This window comes from Amycolatopsis melonis, from assembly GCF_040064235.1.
In the GTDB taxonomy this organism is placed as follows: domain Bacteria; phylum Actinomycetota; class Actinomycetes; order Mycobacteriales; family Pseudonocardiaceae; genus Amycolatopsis; species Amycolatopsis melonis.
The window spans coordinates 226,686-242,234 of record NZ_JBDZYD010000015.1; the positions used below are offsets into that span (position 1 = coordinate 226,686).

Annotated in this window: 15 protein-coding genes and 1 pseudogene; 7 read left to right on the top strand and 9 right to left on the bottom strand. The window is 68.2% G+C overall.

The features are described 5' to 3' along the window. Positions 1 to 19: 19 nt before the first annotated feature. Positions 20 to 754, top strand: a pseudogene (locus ABJI51_RS35765) (AAA family ATPase); the annotation flags it as partial. A gap of 187 nt (positions 755 to 941) precedes the next feature. Here ABJI51_RS35765 and ABJI51_RS35770 read toward each other — a convergent pair. Together ABJI51_RS35770 and ABJI51_RS35775 are read right to left on the bottom strand one after the other, a co-directional pair. Continuing rightward, a complete protein-coding gene (locus tag ABJI51_RS35770; protein WP_348955521.1) occupies positions 942 to 2,105 on the bottom strand; it encodes a HigA family addiction module antitoxin in 1,164 nt (387 codons plus the stop codon). Then, positions 2,102 to 2,482, bottom strand: a complete 381-nt coding sequence (locus ABJI51_RS35775; RefSeq protein WP_348955522.1) for a hypothetical protein — start codon at positions 2,480 to 2,482, stop codon at positions 2,102 to 2,104. The genes ABJI51_RS35770 and ABJI51_RS35775 overlap by 4 nt, the downstream gene beginning before the upstream one ends. A gap of 163 nt (positions 2,483 to 2,645) precedes the next feature. Between ABJI51_RS35775 and ABJI51_RS35780 the strand changes: the two genes are divergently transcribed. From ABJI51_RS35780 to ABJI51_RS35795, 4 genes are all read left to right on the top strand, one after another. After that, positions 2,646 to 3,644 (top strand): CBASS oligonucleotide cyclase, encoded by a 999-nt coding sequence (locus ABJI51_RS35780; protein ID WP_348955523.1) that lies wholly within the window; start codon positions 2,646 to 2,648, stop codon positions 3,642 to 3,644. Then, entirely contained in the window at positions 3,641 to 4,165 is a 525-nt protein-coding gene (locus ABJI51_RS35785; protein ID WP_348955524.1) for an HORMA-1 domain-containing protein, read from the top strand. The genes ABJI51_RS35780 and ABJI51_RS35785 overlap by 4 nt, the downstream gene beginning before the upstream one ends. Before the next feature lie 15 nt (positions 4,166 to 4,180). Beyond that, positions 4,181 to 5,101, top strand: a complete 921-nt coding sequence (locus tag ABJI51_RS35790) for an AAA family ATPase (protein WP_348955525.1) — start codon at positions 4,181 to 4,183, stop codon at positions 5,099 to 5,101. Positions 5,102 to 5,173: 72 nt separating this feature from the next. Then, a complete protein-coding gene (locus ABJI51_RS35795) occupies positions 5,174 to 6,415 on the top strand; it encodes an SAVED domain-containing protein (RefSeq protein ID WP_348955526.1) in 1,242 nt (413 codons plus the stop codon). 83 nt (positions 6,416 to 6,498) lie between these two features. Here ABJI51_RS35795 and ABJI51_RS35800 read toward each other — a convergent pair whose 3' ends face one another. Next, complete coding sequence (locus ABJI51_RS35800) at positions 6,499 to 6,834, bottom strand: ATP-binding protein (RefSeq protein ID WP_348955608.1); 336 nt, start codon at positions 6,832 to 6,834, stop codon at positions 6,499 to 6,501. Positions 6,835 to 7,095: 261 nt separating this feature from the next. Next, on the bottom strand, positions 7,096 to 7,719 hold the full coding sequence (locus ABJI51_RS35805) for an ATP-binding protein (RefSeq protein ID WP_348955527.1): 624 nt from the start codon (positions 7,717 to 7,719) through the stop codon (positions 7,096 to 7,098). Between ABJI51_RS35805 and ABJI51_RS35810 the strand changes: the two genes are divergently transcribed. Further along, the gene (locus ABJI51_RS35810; protein ID WP_348955528.1) at positions 7,682 to 8,101 is read left to right on the top strand and encodes an MmyB family transcriptional regulator; all 420 of its coding nucleotides are present in this window, start codon (positions 7,682 to 7,684) and stop codon (positions 8,099 to 8,101) included. The two genes, ABJI51_RS35805 and ABJI51_RS35810, sit on opposite strands and share 38 nt — an antisense overlap. 54 nt (positions 8,102 to 8,155) lie before the next feature. Here the strand turns inward: ABJI51_RS35810 and ABJI51_RS35815 are convergent, their stop codons facing one another. Both ABJI51_RS35815 and ABJI51_RS35820 read right to left on the bottom strand, forming a co-directional pair. Further along, entirely contained in the window at positions 8,156 to 9,058 is a 903-nt protein-coding gene (locus tag ABJI51_RS35815) for an NADP-dependent oxidoreductase (protein ID WP_348955529.1), read from the bottom strand. Beyond that, complete coding sequence (locus ABJI51_RS35820) at positions 9,055 to 9,936, bottom strand: NmrA/HSCARG family protein (RefSeq protein ID WP_348955531.1); 882 nt, start codon at positions 9,934 to 9,936, stop codon at positions 9,055 to 9,057. The genes ABJI51_RS35815 and ABJI51_RS35820 overlap by 4 nt, the downstream gene beginning before the upstream one ends. 92 nt (positions 9,937 to 10,028) lie before the next feature. Between ABJI51_RS35820 and ABJI51_RS35825 the strand changes: the two genes are divergently transcribed. Then, positions 10,029 to 10,802, top strand: coding sequence for a helix-turn-helix transcriptional regulator (locus tag ABJI51_RS35825; protein ID WP_348955532.1), 774 nt, complete (start codon positions 10,029 to 10,031; stop codon positions 10,800 to 10,802). Positions 10,803 to 11,440: 638 nt separating this feature from the next. Here the strand turns inward: ABJI51_RS35825 and ABJI51_RS35830 are convergent. From ABJI51_RS35830 to ABJI51_RS35840, 3 genes are all read right to left on the bottom strand, one after another. Then, positions 11,441 to 13,033, bottom strand: coding sequence for a glycoside hydrolase family 28 protein (locus tag ABJI51_RS35830; RefSeq protein ID WP_348955533.1), 1,593 nt, complete (start codon positions 13,031 to 13,033; stop codon positions 11,441 to 11,443). Next, positions 13,030 to 14,025 (bottom strand): LacI family DNA-binding transcriptional regulator, encoded by a 996-nt coding sequence (locus tag ABJI51_RS35835; protein ID WP_348955534.1) that lies wholly within the window; start codon positions 14,023 to 14,025, stop codon positions 13,030 to 13,032. The genes ABJI51_RS35830 and ABJI51_RS35835 overlap by 4 nt, the downstream gene beginning before the upstream one ends. Before the next feature lie 476 nt (positions 14,026 to 14,501). Next, positions 14,502 to 15,542 (bottom strand): amidohydrolase family protein, encoded by a 1,041-nt coding sequence (locus ABJI51_RS35840; protein WP_348955535.1) that lies wholly within the window; start codon positions 15,540 to 15,542, stop codon positions 14,502 to 14,504. Positions 15,543 to 15,549: the final 7 nt, after the last annotated feature.

The window sequence follows — 15,549 nt, forward strand, 5'->3', positions numbered from 1 at the left end:
CGGCGTCGGGAAAACCACCATCGCCCGGCTCCTCGCCGACGGCAGCAACCTCGCCTTCGAACCGGTGTCGGCCACCTTTTCCGGGGTGGCCGAGCTGCGGAAGGTCTTTGCCGCCGCGGGGAAACGGCGGGGCGTCGGCCAGGGGACGCTGCTGTTCGTCGACGAGATCCACCGCTTCAACCGCGCGCAGCAGGACAGCTTCCTGCCCTACGTCGAGGACGGCACGATCGTCCTCATCGGCGCCACCACCGAGAACCCGAGCTTCGAACTCAACGGCGCCCTCCTCTCCCGCACCCAGGTCCTTGTCCTCAAACGCCTCGACGAAGCCGCACTGTCCACTTTGCTCGACCGCGCCGAGCAGCTGACCGGACGGCGGCTGCCCCTGGACGACGACGCGCGCCGCGCCCTGATCGCGATGGCCGACGGTGACGGCCGCTACCTGCTCAACATGGCCGAACAGCTGCAGGCCCTCCCCGACACCCAGCCGGTCCTGGACACCGCCGGGCTCGCCCACCACATCCAGCAGCGCGCCCCGCTGTACGACAAGGCGCAGGAAGGCCACTACAACCTGATCTCCGCGCTGCACAAGTCGATGCGCGGCTCCGACCCGGACGCCGCCCTGTACTGGCTCGCCCGCATGCTCGACGGCGGCGAGGACCCGCTGTACGTGGCCCGACGGCTGGTCCGCTTCGCCACCGAAGACATCGGCATGGCCGACCCCCACGCCGTGCAGCAGGCGCTCGCGGCGTGGGACGTGTACGAACGGCTCGGCTCCCCCGAGGGCGAGCTGGCGATCGCGCAGGCCGTCGTCTACCCGGGTGGCCTTGCGGTTCTAGTCCAGCGGCTGGTTAGCCCGCTCAAGGGCGGTCACCGGCGCCAGCAGCACCACTCACAACCTCCCTCGATCACTCGTTATGGCGCAGCACTAACCCTCGTTTGCATCACAATACATCAAACCGCACGACAGTTTTCAATTTCCTCCCAAACGACCAAGGTACGATGCCCTCATGCTGGAGGCGTCCGACAACGACACTCGGCGCGACGCCTACTTCGTGCGCGAACGCCCTGATCGTTTGCTCTGTGACCGCAGCAGAGGAGTCAAGGAATTTTTGCAGCTTTTGTTCAGGGATCAACGAATTTTGAGCAAACTTGTCAGCTTCCCTTTCCGAATCGGTCGAAGCACCTGGGACTTTGGAGTCTCCATGCAGAAACATGGGCGACAAGTCGATCTCGCCACTTTCGCCAGGCTCTATCCCGTGGTCCAGGAAGGTCAATCTCTTACCATGCAACAGGACATGCGCCAACTCGTGGAAGAACGAGAACCAGAACGTATCGTCGGTCTTGAATCGATCACTGAGCCCAATCATGACTTTGTCAGGCGCAAGCCAGCGCGTTACACCCGACAGGTGAGTATTCTTTAGTGCCGGAATGAACACGAGCGCTATACCAAGAGTCGAACACAGTCGCGGAAGCTCGACTTGCCAGGATGCGGGCTCCTGAAGTGTCAGCTTCCGCATCTGAGGTATCGACGCAATGAGTCGTTCTCGACTAAAGGGTTCGCATTCGATTCCGCGCGCTCTAACTTCACACACCCTGAGCCAGGCAGCGATCGAGTAACCGTCGCCTTCGACGAGTTCAGAACGCCGGAAGGCGAGTCGATACTCCCGCCAAGCCCGTTCCGCAACATCAGGCGACGCAACCCCAAAGAAACTCAGTATCAGCTGCAGATTGGCCAAAGACTGGCTAGTATCGCGGAGCACTCCCATTCGCTTGAGGAATGCCAATGGAAACTTGCCCACCCAACTGATTTCGCCCGCCAGTTTCCGCTGGTCTTCGACAACACTTTGATGCGTCTGCCAGATCGCTTCCAGCCTGTTCCAGGTTTCGGCAGAAATTCCGGTCGCGCGTTCGAGCCGCACCGCGATGTCGGGACTTAGGGCCACAACACCCTGGACTATCTGGTTGACATGCTTCGTAGACAGGCCGGCGCGGCGCGCAAGATCAGCTTGACTTACCCGCTGCCCATCGAGTTGCTCTTTCAGGATCTCACCCGGATGCGGCGGCGTCTCCGGACGATAGGGGTACGTGCCCGCAGGTGTTGTCATCGAAGGCTCCCCTTGGACTCGAGGGATGAAGCATCGGGGTGCTGACCGGGGGGCTCCAGCCCGACAGGCAGGACGTCGACAACGATCACCGACGTCACGGTTGTCTCGTCGGCGAGTTTCACACTTTCGTCAGCACCCTGCACAACGAGCTCGAACTTGCGACCGGCCGAAATGAACACGACCGCCCGCTGGGCGATCAACCCCGAACGCAGTCGCACTGCCGCGAACTCCCGCATCTTGGCGAGATTGGCAACTCCGCACAGTTGCCCAAGCCGGACCCAGATCAGCCGAGCTGACTCCATACCGTAAGCGGCCACTCTCGCACAGTCACTATTGCAGGTGTGCGCCAGCTCCTGCGAGCCGAACCAGACGTTCATTCGCCACCTGGACCCCGTTTTGGTTTACCTGATCAGTGCATGCTACCTTCGTCCGCCATCGGGTCGATCTTGTTTACCGATCTGGTGCATACAACTTCAGCTACGCAAGTGAGAGCCACTGCGCGGAGGGGCGCCGACGGAGTGGAACGTGAGGGAGATTCAGATGTCCGACGAGACACATGTGACCCACGCCGTCCTACGGCGGTTCGCCGAGAACTGGGTCAACGTCGCCAAGGAACAGGCAAAGCGGCGCCGCGAGCAGGTCAACCACCTGAAGGCACGCCTCGAGGTCCACGTCGCCGCAAACCCGGGCTACGACCTGGTCAAGCTGCGCGCGTCGGGCAGCACCGCCAAGCACACGTCGATCAGCAGGCGGCGTGGTGAGGGATCGGACGCGGACGTCGCCGCATACCTGCGCTGCGCGGATCCGGACATCGACGAGGCGAAGCTGCTCGAGTGGCTTTGGGAGCGCTGCCAGGAGGTCTACGGCAAGACGAAGGTCGCCGATGACTTCGTGATCTCGCAGCACGCGGTCGGGATCACGCTGCGCGGCTCGGGGTTGAAGATCGACGTCGCGCCGGTCCTCTACACCGGAGAGGAGGACGACAAGGGCTTCCTGGTCACCCGCCAAGGACAGCGCGTCCTCACCTCCGTCACCTTGCACCTGCGCTTCATCCGCGACCGGCGGAAGCTCGCCGGGCCGGGCTACCCCGAGCTCATCCGCCTGCTCAAGGCCTGGATCCGCGAGGCGAAGTCCCGGGATCCGCAGCTGCGGTGCAAGAGCTTCCTGCTCGAGCTCGTCGTCGCACACCTCTGGGACACCGGGTGGCACGGTGCCGGACTGCAGGTCGCGGACTACCCCGTCGCGTTCGAACAGGTGCTGGCCTACATCACGACCACCGGCCTGCAGACGCCGATCGTCTTCGGCGACTTCTACGCCACCGACGAGATCAGCGCGACCAGCGACCCGATTCAGATCTGGGACCCGGTGAACCCGGAAAACAACATCGCCTCCAGCTACACCGACGCCAACCGGAAGCGCCTCGTCGAGGCCGCGGCCTCAGCTCTCGATTCGGTGAGCTGGGCCGCCACGGCCCCCACCCAGGGCGCCGCATACGACGCCTGGCGCGAGCTGTTCGGCCCGTCCTTCCCGGGGGAATGACCATGACCCTCTCCATGACCCAATCCGCTTCCTTCACCATCACCGACGCCCGATACGTTGGCGCGAAGATCGGCGCCGACCTGCGCCAGCTGCGCGCGCTGTACGGGCAACCCGAGAACGCCACGAAGATCACCGACTACGTCGAGGAAGTCGCCCAGCTGCTTAACCATGGCTACCTCGACTCCGTGTCCTACGGGTTCCGCGACCCCGACACCAACCTCTGGAAGCTCCGGCTCCGCTACCGCGCCACCCTAGGCGGCCACCTTCTCGATGACGGTCCCGGCCGCCTGCCGAGGACGGCGCCTGTCACCGGCCTGCCGTTCTACTCCTTCCTCAACTACTCGACCAAGTTCCACAACCTGCCGCAGGCCAAGCGCACCGCCTTCACGACGGCACTTCCCGTCAACCGGACCACCGGCACCGAACCCGCAACCGGCACCGGCGCCACCACGCCCGGCCACGGCTACGGCCAAAAGGGCATCGGGGTCACCCGCGACGTGTTCGTCGCCCTCGACGACTAACCACAGGAGATCACCATGAGCACTCAAGACGACCTCTTCCACCCCGTCGTCGAACTCCCCGAACCGGTTCGGCAAGCGCGCTACGACCGGCTCGTCGGCCTCGACGACGTCAAACTCCGTCTCCGCAAGGAGGCGATGCTGCTCGCGACGCCAGATCGCCTGCAGGCCTGGGCCGCCACACACCACCCCGGCAGCGAGCTCGCCGCCCTGGACCTGTTCACCGACCGCGCCCCGCTGTTCGTCTTCGCCGGCGACGTCGGCTCGGGCAAGTCCGCGCTCGCCGAGTCCTTCGGCTGTGACCTCGCCGACCAGCTCGACCTCCCCGTGCTCCTGTACCGGCTCAAGCTGTCCACCCGCGGAAGTGGGCTCGTCGGGGAGATGACAACGCTCATCGGCGACGCCTTTACCCACCTCAAGGCACAGGCCGCCGCCCGGACCGGCGACCGGGCCCGGCGGGTGCTCGTGTTCGTCGTCGACGAAGCCGACGCGCTGGTCCAATCTCGAGAAGCACAGCAGATGCACCACGAGGATCGCGCCGGCGTCGATGCCTTCCTCGCCGGAGTCGACAGCCTCGCCGGAGCGGGCCTGCCGGTCCTGGTGGTCTTGTGCACCAACCGCCCCGGCACCCTCGACCCGGCCGTCATGCGCCGAGCGGCCACGACATTCACCTTCACCCGGCCGGCCACCGAGCAGCGCCGAGCCCTCCTCACCGGCGCACTGCAAGGACTGGGCCTCCGCCCGGACACCATAGAGAAACTCGTAGAGCTGACCGGCCCGAACGGTTCCCGTGCCGGCTTCACCAGCTCCGACATCACACAGCGCCTGGTGCCGGCCGCCGTCCTCGATGCCTTCCCCGACCGCTCGGTCCGCGACGAACGTCTCCTCACCATCGCCGCCGAACTCACCCCGAGCCCGGTCTTCGCCGAGCAGAACTAAGACGCCCGCCCGGCGATTGCCGCCGGGCGGTTGCGCCTCGACCCGTCCCAGCCCTGCACCGGGAGGTAGCAGATGCCCCAGATACACGACCTGGACCCGATCTTCCTCAGCTACCGACACTCGGACGGAGATGATCTGGCCGAACGCGCCGCATGGGTGTTCCGCGCCCACGGCATCCCCGTATGGCACGACCAGACCCACTTGCCACCGGGCCGCTTCCAGCGGCGGCTGCAAGAGGCCCTCGATTCGGGACTGTCCGGAGCCGTGCTCCTCGTCACCGAAGAGATGGCGCGCTCGAGCTACGTCCGGGAGTTGGAGCTACCGGCACTTCTTCGCCTGGAGGGGGATCCGGCATTCACCTTCGCCATCGGCAACACCATCACCGGCCCGGACGGCCGGCTGGACTACGGCGCCCCTGACCGTCTGCTTCCCCAGGAACTCGCCACGCTGAGCGACTTCGACCAGTTCGCAGTCCTCGACCGCACTGGGCTCGCTCGGCTGGCCGGCCAGATGGCGATCCGCCGCGTCCGCCGCGCAGCCGTCGATGACCGGCTGCATCTCGACATCCAAACCCGGACCCCCGCCTTAGGTACTCCGAAGGCGCCGCTCGCGACCCGGACCCGCCCACCTCTGCCCGGTACCAGCGTCCCGCCTGCCGAAGCCTGGGAAGACTTCGCGACGTTCCTCGGGGACCTTCCCCGCATCGTGCAGTCAGCCGGCGTTCACCACCTGCACATCACCGGCGGCGCACACCTGAGCATGGCCTTCGCGCTCGGGGCCGCGTTGCCGACCACGACCGGGCTGGCCGTCACGGTCACCGACCAGAGCGGAAACGAGTGGACGGAAAGCGGAACCCGGACCGTACCGGTCGTGCCGACCGCGATTCCCCTCGACGGTCCTCCCGAGGGTCCCGTCGCCGTGTACCTCGATCTCGTACCTGCACCGCCCAACAAGGGCTTCCGCCACTACGTCGCGAGCCGCCCCTACGCCCACGCAGTCGAGATCGCCGTGGCGCAACGCGAACCCATCCCCGCCGACGCCGGCCCCGCACTGGTGACCGAACTGCGCCGACGCATCGGCGAGATCGCCGGCAGCCGGCCCGTGCACCTGTTCATGCGCGTCCCTTTCCCGCTCGCCGTGATGCTGGGCCGCGCCTGCAACACGTTGCGGGTCACCCTCTACGAGTGGGAACGGGAAGCCGAGCCGCCGACGTACCTCGAGATGGCCACGGTCTCCGCAGGCCGCAGCGGTGGGCCCGTGGTGCCGCAGGACCGTCGCCCCGTGTCAGTGGCTAGCCAGAGTGCCCACGACTGACGGTCGGCGTGGTGAGGACAGCCGCCGGCAGCGACCGGTAGGGCTGGGTCGTGACTTTGACCTTGCCGATCCGTCCACTGTGGTCACGCACGAGGAACTCGCCTGCACGAGCACGGCGCTCCTCCTCGCCGCCGGCTGGGTTCAGCGGTGAAAAGGTCTTTGGTGACGATCTCGTGGTAGCGGGCGTCGGCAGGGTCGGCGCCGAGCCAGGCAAGTCCGTTGCGGGCGAGGCCGTCGTCGCGATGGCGGCCAAGGAACCGGACGGCGATCAGGCCGTGCAGGACATCGTCGCCGAGGTCTTGCGGGGCGTGGGAGCCGAAGGCGGCGTCGGCGCCGTGCTTGCGGCCGTCACGCACGAACTCCAGCGCGATCTGCTGGCCTTCGGGGGTGCCGGTGACGTTGTAGGCCTCGTCGCAGATGAACTCGCCCCCACCGGCCCGGTGTGAAGCAGATCTCCTTGGCGATCCCGGCGATGAGCAGGTGGAAGGCGCGGCCGAAGAACTTGCGCGGCGGGATCCGAGCCGCCATCCGCTCGTTGCTCATCTCCAACGCACTCGGCAGCGCGATCTCGTTGGTGCAGAACACCACTATGTCCGCGCCGAACAGGTCGACCGGCGCGAGGTCGGGGTCGAAGATCGGGCGGGTGATCGGGTCGCGGCGCAGCCGCTCGAGTCGGTCGGCTAGGGCGCGGGCCGCTGGGTCGCGTCCACCGTGCTTGCGCAGTGTGTCGACAAGTCGGTTGCTGGATGCGTCGGGCTGGCCGCTGACGTCGTCGAGGCCGCGTCCGAGGGCGTCCCGCTCGGCGGAGTTGGACTCCAGGTCGAGCCAGGAGGCGAAGAAGGTTTCGCGATGCCGGTACTGGACTTGCCGGCGGTGCGGAAGACCCGCAGCGGGTCGCAGGAGTGCCGCAGCTCGGCCGCGGCAAGGCGGTCGTCGAGGCTGGGGTCGATGATGTCGACGATCTGCGCATTACCGGGCAGCGCGGTGGCGACGGGTGCCCATTCGCGGCTGCGGGTCCGGTCGATGACGATTACCCGCCCGTCGAGCATCAGCCGCACGACCGCGGCGACGTTCAGGATGACCGACTTGCCGGCGCCGAGCTCGCCGATGACCGCGATGCCGCCGGAGGAGTCTTGGGTTGGCCCGTAGGTCGGGCGGCGGTGCCGGGTGATCGTGGGCTGGCTCAGCCCGATCAGCGCGCCGATCTGCCGGTCTGTGGCGATGCCGTCCCGACCGAGCGGGTCATCGAAGTAACGGGTGGTCAGGATGGTGGCGGAGTGCTCGTCGAGCCGCTCCTCCTCCACCGCCCAGGCCCACAGTTCGAGCAGTTCTTCCGACGCATCGGGCTCGGCCGGGACGGCCGCCGCCCTGCTGCGCGCCGAGGCCGGGCGCGAGCCCCGCGACCGGGCACTGCGCGAACTCGTCGGCGAACTGTCCACCCTCAGCGCCGAGTTCCGCGACCGCTGGGCCGCACACGACGTCCTGACCCACCACGACGGCGTCAAACGGCTCCAGCACCCCGACGTCGGGCACCTGGAACTGACCTTCCAGTCCCTCGACCTACCCCTGTCCGGCCGAGCCGTGCACAACCTGATCACCTACACCGCCGAACCCGGCACCGCATCCGAAGACCGGCTCAAACTCCTCGCCAGCTGGGCAGCTACTCCCCAGCCCGGGCCGCTCTGATCCGCGTTCGGCCGGGTCCGCCGCACCGGCGGGACCCTGCACGAGCTACCCCTCCTACGGCCGCAGGACGAGCTTTCCGGCCGCGTGACCGCTAGCGCTCAGCTCCTGCGCCTTCGCGGCGTCCTCCAGTGGGAGGCTCTGCGCGATGCGCACCGTGAGCTTTCCGTCGGCGGCGAGGCGGGCGTACTCGCCGAGGCGGGAACCGAACGGGGCGCCGCCGGGGGCGGAGAAAGTGACGCCCAGCTCGACGGCCTTCGGGTCGGCGATGGTGATGAGCCGGTCGGTGCCGCCGAGCAGGGCGATCGACAGCTCCAGGTCGCCTGCTCCCGCCGCGTCGTACACGGCGTCGATGCCCTGCGGTGCGGCCTCGCGGACCCGGTCGGCGAGGCCCGCGCCGTAGGCGACCGGGATTGCGCCCAGTGAACGCAGGTAGTCGTGGTTGCCGGGAGAGGCGGTGCCGATGACCGTCGCGCCGCGGGTGAGCGCGAGCTGGACACCGACGGCGCCGGTCACGCCCGCGGCTCCGTGCAGCAGGAGCGTGTCGCCTTTCCCGACGCCGAGGGCGTCGAGCACGCGGACCGACGTCTCGACCGCGACGGGCAGTGCCGCGGCGAGGTCCCAGTCGACGTCCGGGGGCTTCGGGCCGAAGTCGACGGCCAGCGCGTGCTCGGCGTACGCGCCGGTGACGGTCCAGCCCAGGACCTCGTCGCCCACCGCGACGCCGGTCACGCCTTCGCCGACCTCGTCGACGATGCCGGCCGCCTCCACGCCGGGGATCACCGGGAACGGCGGCGTCACCTGCGGCCGCCACCCGTTGCGGATCTTGGAGTCGAGCGGGTTGACCCCGGCCGCCACGACCTTCAGCCGCACCTGCCCGGGTCCCGCGTGCGGCTCGTCGACGTCGTCGAGGCGGAGGACTTCCGGGCCGCCGAACTCGGTGTAGATGATCGCCTTCATGCCCGGCTCCCGGCCACGTTCGCGGGCGCGGTCCAGCCGGTGGCGCGGATCCATCCGGGCAGGTCGAGGGTGGACGGCACCGCCGCAGGATCCGACGGGTGTTCCGCCGCCTTCGCGAACTCGCGGAACATCGCCCGGTCGAGGTCGCTGGGCAGCACGCTCAACGAGAGGGCCTCGTACCGTGCCGGGAGCCCGGCGCGCGCGCCGAACGCCGCGGCGATCCGCGGGCCCGTCAGCTCGTCGCCGACCAGCTCGACGGCTCCGCCGGGTGCCTCCGCCGTGCCGAGCAGCAGCGCGGCGGCGACCCGGCCGACGTCCCGGACCGAGATCATCTTCAGGGCGGCGTCCTCCGGCAGCGGCAGCCTCAGCACGATCTCTCCGTGCTCCAGGCTCGGTGCCACCTCCTCCATGAAGGGGGCCGGGCGAATCATCGTGGCCCGGAGGCCGGACTTCCTCAGGTACTCCTCGATCGCGTGCTTCGAGTCGTGGTGCGGCACACCCCGCTCCCGGTCCGCGCCGAAGACCGAGTGGAACACCACGTGCGGAACGCCTGCCGCGACCGCCGCGTCGACGAGCGCGGTGCCGATGCGGATCTCCGTCTCGACCTCTTCGAGGGTGTTCGCCTCCGGGGTCATGAAGCAGAACGCCTCGACCGCCATCAGCGCGGCGGCCAGTGACGCCGGGGCGTCGGTCCGGATGGCCGCCAGCTCGACGCCGCGGGCGGCCAGCGCCCGAGCCCGGCCGGAGTGCGGGTTGCGGACCAGGGCCCGCACCGTGGCCTTGCGGTCCAGCAGCGCGTCGACCACCGCGCCGCCCTGCCGTCCCGTCGCGCCGAAGACCGCGATCGTGCCGGTCGTTTTTGTGCTCTGTTGTGCCATGTCTCCACGATGGGTCCGCGGCGTCCGGGCTCACCACCGGTATCGCGCCAGGTTTTCCCGATAACCCGCCAGTGCCGGGTAGCCTCGATCACGTGTCCGACCCCAGCTTCTGCACCGTCGACGCGCCGTTGTCGGCGTCGCTGGCCCATGGCACCGGCGTGGCCGCGCACTTCCACGACCACGGTCAGCTCCGCTACGCCGCGCGTGGGGCCCTGGTCACCGCGACCCAGGTGGGCACCTGGGTGGCGCCGGCCAGCCGGATCATGTGGGTGCCGCCCTTCGCGGTGCACAGCAGCACGGCGTACGGCGAGACGGACGTCCGGGTGCTGTCGCTGCCCGTGACGCTGACCGGACAGCTGCCGTCCGAGCCGTCGGTCTTCGTCGCGAGCGCGTTGCTGCGCGAGGCCTATCTGGCGCTGATGAGCGAAGGCGAACCGCTGGAGAGTCCCCGTGCGCGGCTGCTGCTCGACGTCGTCCTCGACGAACTCGCCCGCGCCGCACCGGAGCCGCTGCGCCTCCCGGAGCCGAGCGACCGGCGTCTCAAGGCGGTCACCGACCTGCTGCACGCGGACCCGGCGAGCCCGGCGACCCTGGCCGAGCTCGGCCGCCGCACCGGTGCCGGCGAACGCACCCTGAGCAGGCTGTTCGGCAGCGAGCTGTCGATGAGCTTCCACCAGTGGCGCACCCTGCTGCGCATCCAGCGGGCACTGATCGAGCTGGGCGACGGCGCCTCGGTCACCGACACGGCGATCCGGCTGGGCTGGTCGAACCCCAGCAGCTTCATCGACGCCTTCACCGAGCTGGTGGGCCAGACGCCCGGGGGCTATCGCTCGTCGGCCCGGTCCTCCCGCAGCTCCCACGGCTGAGAGGTTGGCGGAGTAGCCGTAGTTCCTGGAAGGTGACTCCTTCCGCCACCACCCAGAGCTTCTCGCCAGCATCGGCGGCCTCGGCCGGTGCGACATTGAGCGACTTCATCGTCCACTCGCTGACGCGGCACAGCTCGTCGGAGGCGTTCGTCGCGGGCGCGGTGCGCCTCCTGCTCCCCAGCCGTGGCAAATACGGTTATTTGAGGGGTAGGCCAAAGGTGGCGCGACGGCGTCACGACCCTCGTTCGAAGGCGCGCAAAGTTCTCTAAGCGGAAATTTCATCCGGACTGTTCGTCCTATGTAGACGGACGAAAGACGGCGGGACGATTTACGCGCTCGACCTGCCGCCAACTCGACACGACACGTTTGCCTTACCTCGCCCTGACGGAGCAGCATCTGCTCAGATGCCACCCACCCGGATCGCCACAGCGCCCAGTGCGACCGTGCCGCACACGACGAGCCCGGTGTACCCGGCCAAAAATATGAGACCTTGGCGAGCGACCGCGGGCTGGGCCACACCCGGTCCAGCTGGTAGGCGGCGCCAGCAAGGGTGTCCTGGCGCGTGAATCGTCGGTGACAGGGTCCGGGACCGGCCGATGGGACGGGCTGTAGTCCCACCGGCCGGGTCGGCGTTGCGGTCAGGAGGTGGCGAAAGTGATGCCGGAGACGTAGTTGTTGATGTTCCAGCTCGCGTCCGGGTCGGTCCGGCTGGTGACGGGGTTGCCTTGGACGGTGAAGTTGGTGAAGTGAACGCCATTGATGTTGATGGTGGCGTTGCGGCCGTGCAGGTTGACCACCTTCTTCACGTCCGAGGCGATGTTGGTGAAGTAGGCGTCGCGGATCGTTGCGGTGTTCTTCGCCGGGCGCCAGGACGGCGGATTGTCCTCCTGCAGGTCGATCAGGCTGCCGGTTTGCTCGACCCGGACGTTCTCCCAGCGGATGTTGGACACGACGGCGGTGTCGACGGCGTCGATCACCATGGAGCGCCCCGCTTTGACCACGTCGAGGTTGCGGAACGTGATGCCGTCCATGGACGTGCCCTCGGTCTTGGTGCCGATCTTGGCGCACCCGGAGTTGCTGTAGCAGACGATGTTCTCGTGGGTGACGTTCTTGGTGTTGACCGTGCCGGTGGCGTTCTCGTTCTTGGTCGCCATGTTGTCGTCGCCGGTGTAGAGCAGCGCGTTGGACAACAGGCCGTTCGTCGACTCGTCGAAGTCCACACCGTCGGTTTGGTTGTACCCGGTGTTCGGCCGGTGGTTGATCACCTTGTAGTTCTTGATGGTGACCTGGTTGCTGCGGTAGACGAGCGTGTTCCAGTAGCTGGAGTCGCGGGCGATGATGCCGTCGATCGTGATGTTCGAGCTGTTGTCCATTTTGACCAGAGCCAGGTTCAGTCCCTGTGCCCGCAGTGATTTGCCGTTGCCGTCGATGACGCCGCGGCCCAGCACCTTCGCGTTGCTCACCTGGTACACCCGTAGCGCGGCGTGCTGCATGCCCTCGATGCTGACCCCGCCGCTTCCGGTGTTGAAGTCGGCCTTGTTGTTCGAGCCGTACAGGACCGCACCCGCGGCCAGGTACAGCGTCATGTTGCTTTTCAGCCAGAGCTCACCGACCAGGTACTTGCCGGCCGGAACGTACAGGACGTTGCGGGTCGCTCCGGAAGCGGCGTTGATCGCACTCTGGACCTTGGAGGTGACCAGCGTCGCCCCGGTGTTGTCGACGCCGTAGTCGGCCAGGCTCTTGACGTTGGCGTCCCCGACCTTGGGTGCGTTCGACTCGGGAGCGTCGATGAGGATGAACAGGAGGTCCTTGGTGTCGAACTGGACGATCAGGTAGTTCGGGCCGCTGTCGAAGGTGATCGTGTTGCCGCTTCGGGTGACCGCCAGTTTCCGGCTCTTGGGGCTGACGGTGTACGAGGTGAAGCTCTGGGAGACGGTGACCGAGAACCTGGCGGTGCCCGTGCCCGCCAGGGAGCAGTGCGCGTAGTTCACCTGGTTGTCGGGGGCGTACTTGGTCATCGCCTCGACGAACAGCGGTGCGCTGTCCGCGGTGACGGTGTAGAGCGAGCTTTTCGTGGCGCCGGGCAGGGCCGGCTCGGCGACGCAGCCGCCGGCCGAGGCTGTCGGTGTAGTGGCGCCGTACGCCGGTGCGGCGAGGGCGTTCGTACCGATGCCGCCGCCGACGGCGAGCAATGCGATGGCCAGCCACTTTGCCGGCAACTTCACTGTCATGAGAATTCCTTGGGGTTGGGAGCGGTGGTTTTCCGGACGACCAGTTGCATGGGCGCGGCCCTGCGCGAGCTGCCGGGGCGTTCGCGGTCGCCGAGCACGTCGACCAGGAGATCGACGGCGGTCCGGCCGAATCGCTCCTTCGGTTGACTGACGGTGGTCAGCGGCGGGTTGACGAGGTCGGCCGTGGGAATGTCGTCGAAGCCCACGACGCTGATGTCCTGTGGTACGCGGACACCACGCGCCGTGATCTGGCTGATCAGGCCGAGGGCGATCATGTCGTTGTACGCGATCACCGCGGTGACGGAAGCGGCGAGCAGGACGTCGGCGACGGCGACGCCACCCACGTAGGTGGGCGACACGTTGCCGGCCTCGACCAGTTCCAGGCCCATCGACGCGGTCAGCGTACGGAGGGCACGGGCGCGCTCGTGGTTGACCCACGAGGTCTTGGGTCCGGCGACGTAGGCGATGCGCCGGTGCCTCAGCGCGACGAGGTGGGTGATCACCTGCCGGACACCGTCGGCGTTGTCGAAGATGACCGACGGGATCCGGCCCACGCGGCGGTTGAGCATGACGACGGGAATGTCGCCGCTGACCGAGCGCAGATCTTCGTCGCCGGCCCGGGGTGCGCACAGCAGGAAGCCGTCCACCTGCTTGGTCAGGGTGTGGATCAGCTCGATCTCGGTGGCGACGTCCTCGTCGGTGTCGGCCGGCAGGACCGAGAAGTCGCACTCGTGTGCGCGGTTCTGGACCGCCTTGACCACGCCGGAGAAGAACGGGTTGGCGATGTCCGGGACGACGAGACCCAGATTGCCGGTACGGCCGGTGCTGAGCCCCCGGGCGACCCGGTTGGGGTGATAGCCGAGCTGTGCCGCGGCTTGCTGCACCCGGTCCCTGGTCGCCGCACGCACCTTGTCCGGTGTGGCGAGCGCCCGGCACACCGATGACGCGGAAACGCCGGCCAGCCGGGCCACGTCTCTGATGGTCACCGTCATGCGGCTCTCCCAACGTCACGGGGTGTGCAGCTTCACCGGCACACCAGCCGGCCGGCCGCGCGTGATCATTCTGGAACCGTTTCCGGCAGATGTCCAATGTGGGGTGGCGATGCGGAACGTACCGCGACAGTCGTCGATGAAAATTTCAATAATTTGCGGATACGATCGATCAATTCGATGAAGGGCGCGCTGGAACCGATTCCAGGAACCGCGCAACCCGAACTTGGCGGGTGGAGCTGATGAAGCGTCTCGGCTACTCGAAATGGGCAGCGCAGGGCGGCGACTGGGGTGCCGTCGTCACCACCGCGCTCGGCGCCAGGCACCCCGAGGGGCCTTGGAACAGCCCGAAATCCTGATCCGCGAAATCCGCACCGGCCTGCGCAGCCTGCGTTACTGACCACGGAAGGCGGGTCACGTCGACGGGCTGGTCCTGGCGCACGGCATCGAAATGTAGCAGCAGGGCCCGCAGGGCCGGCTCAGTGCTCGACGCCCGCGCACCAGACGCGGCTGATCGCGCGGGTGGCGCGGATGTCGGCGACCGGGTCGCCGTCGAGCAGGATCAGGTCCGCGCGCATCCCCGGCCGGACTGCGCCGCGATCGGTCAGCCCGAAGTGGTTCGCCGGCAACACGGTCGCGGCACGCAGCGCCTCCACTGTGGACAGTCCGGCGGCGACGAGCAGTTCCAGCTCGTCGTGCAGGCTCACGCCGTGCGGGACGGGGGAAGGGGAGCCCGGCGCGGTGTTCGCGTCGGTGCCGGCCAGGACGGCCGCGCCCGCGCGGTGGAGCCGGGTCACCGACGTCGCCGCGCCCTCGTAGAGCTCCGGCCGGCCGGTCGCCGTCGCGATGCCCTTCATCATCGTCAGCGTCGGCACGACGACCTTCGCCCGCGCGAGGTCCCCGTCCGCGATCGGTGGCCCGAGCGGTGCGTGCGTGACGACGTCCACGCCCGCGTCCAGCGCCATCGTGTACGCCCCGGTGTTCGCCGCGTGCGCGACGACCAGCAGCCCGGCCGCGTGCGCGGCTTCGGTCAGGGCGCGGGCCACCGGCAGCTCGGGGCCGCCGCCACCGGGTGCTTCGAGCACGATCTTGAGGTAGTCCGACCCGGCCGCGGTGCGGGCCGCGACGAAACCCGCCGCCTGCGCGGGATCGGTGACGACCGCTTCGGCAGGCATGCCGGGCATCCGGGCGTGCATCCCGCCGGGCCCGATCGCGGGCACGCCGGCGCTGCGGATGTCGGTGAGCCCCGGCTGGTCCCGCAGGCCGGCCAGCAGTGCGGCCGACGTCGTCGCCATGTCCAGGGCGGTGGTGACGCCGTACCGGGCGAACTGCTCGAGGTTCTCCCGGCCGTACAGGTGGACATGGGCGTCGATGAGGCCGGGGAGCAGGACCTGCCCGGCTCCGTCGAGCACCGGGCCGCCGGTGGCTTGGCCGGACAGGCGGGCGCCGTCGACGAAGACGGTCCGCGGTTCCGTGAGCCCGGTGCCGTCGAAGACCCGGACGTTCGTGATGGCCGTCATCGCTCAC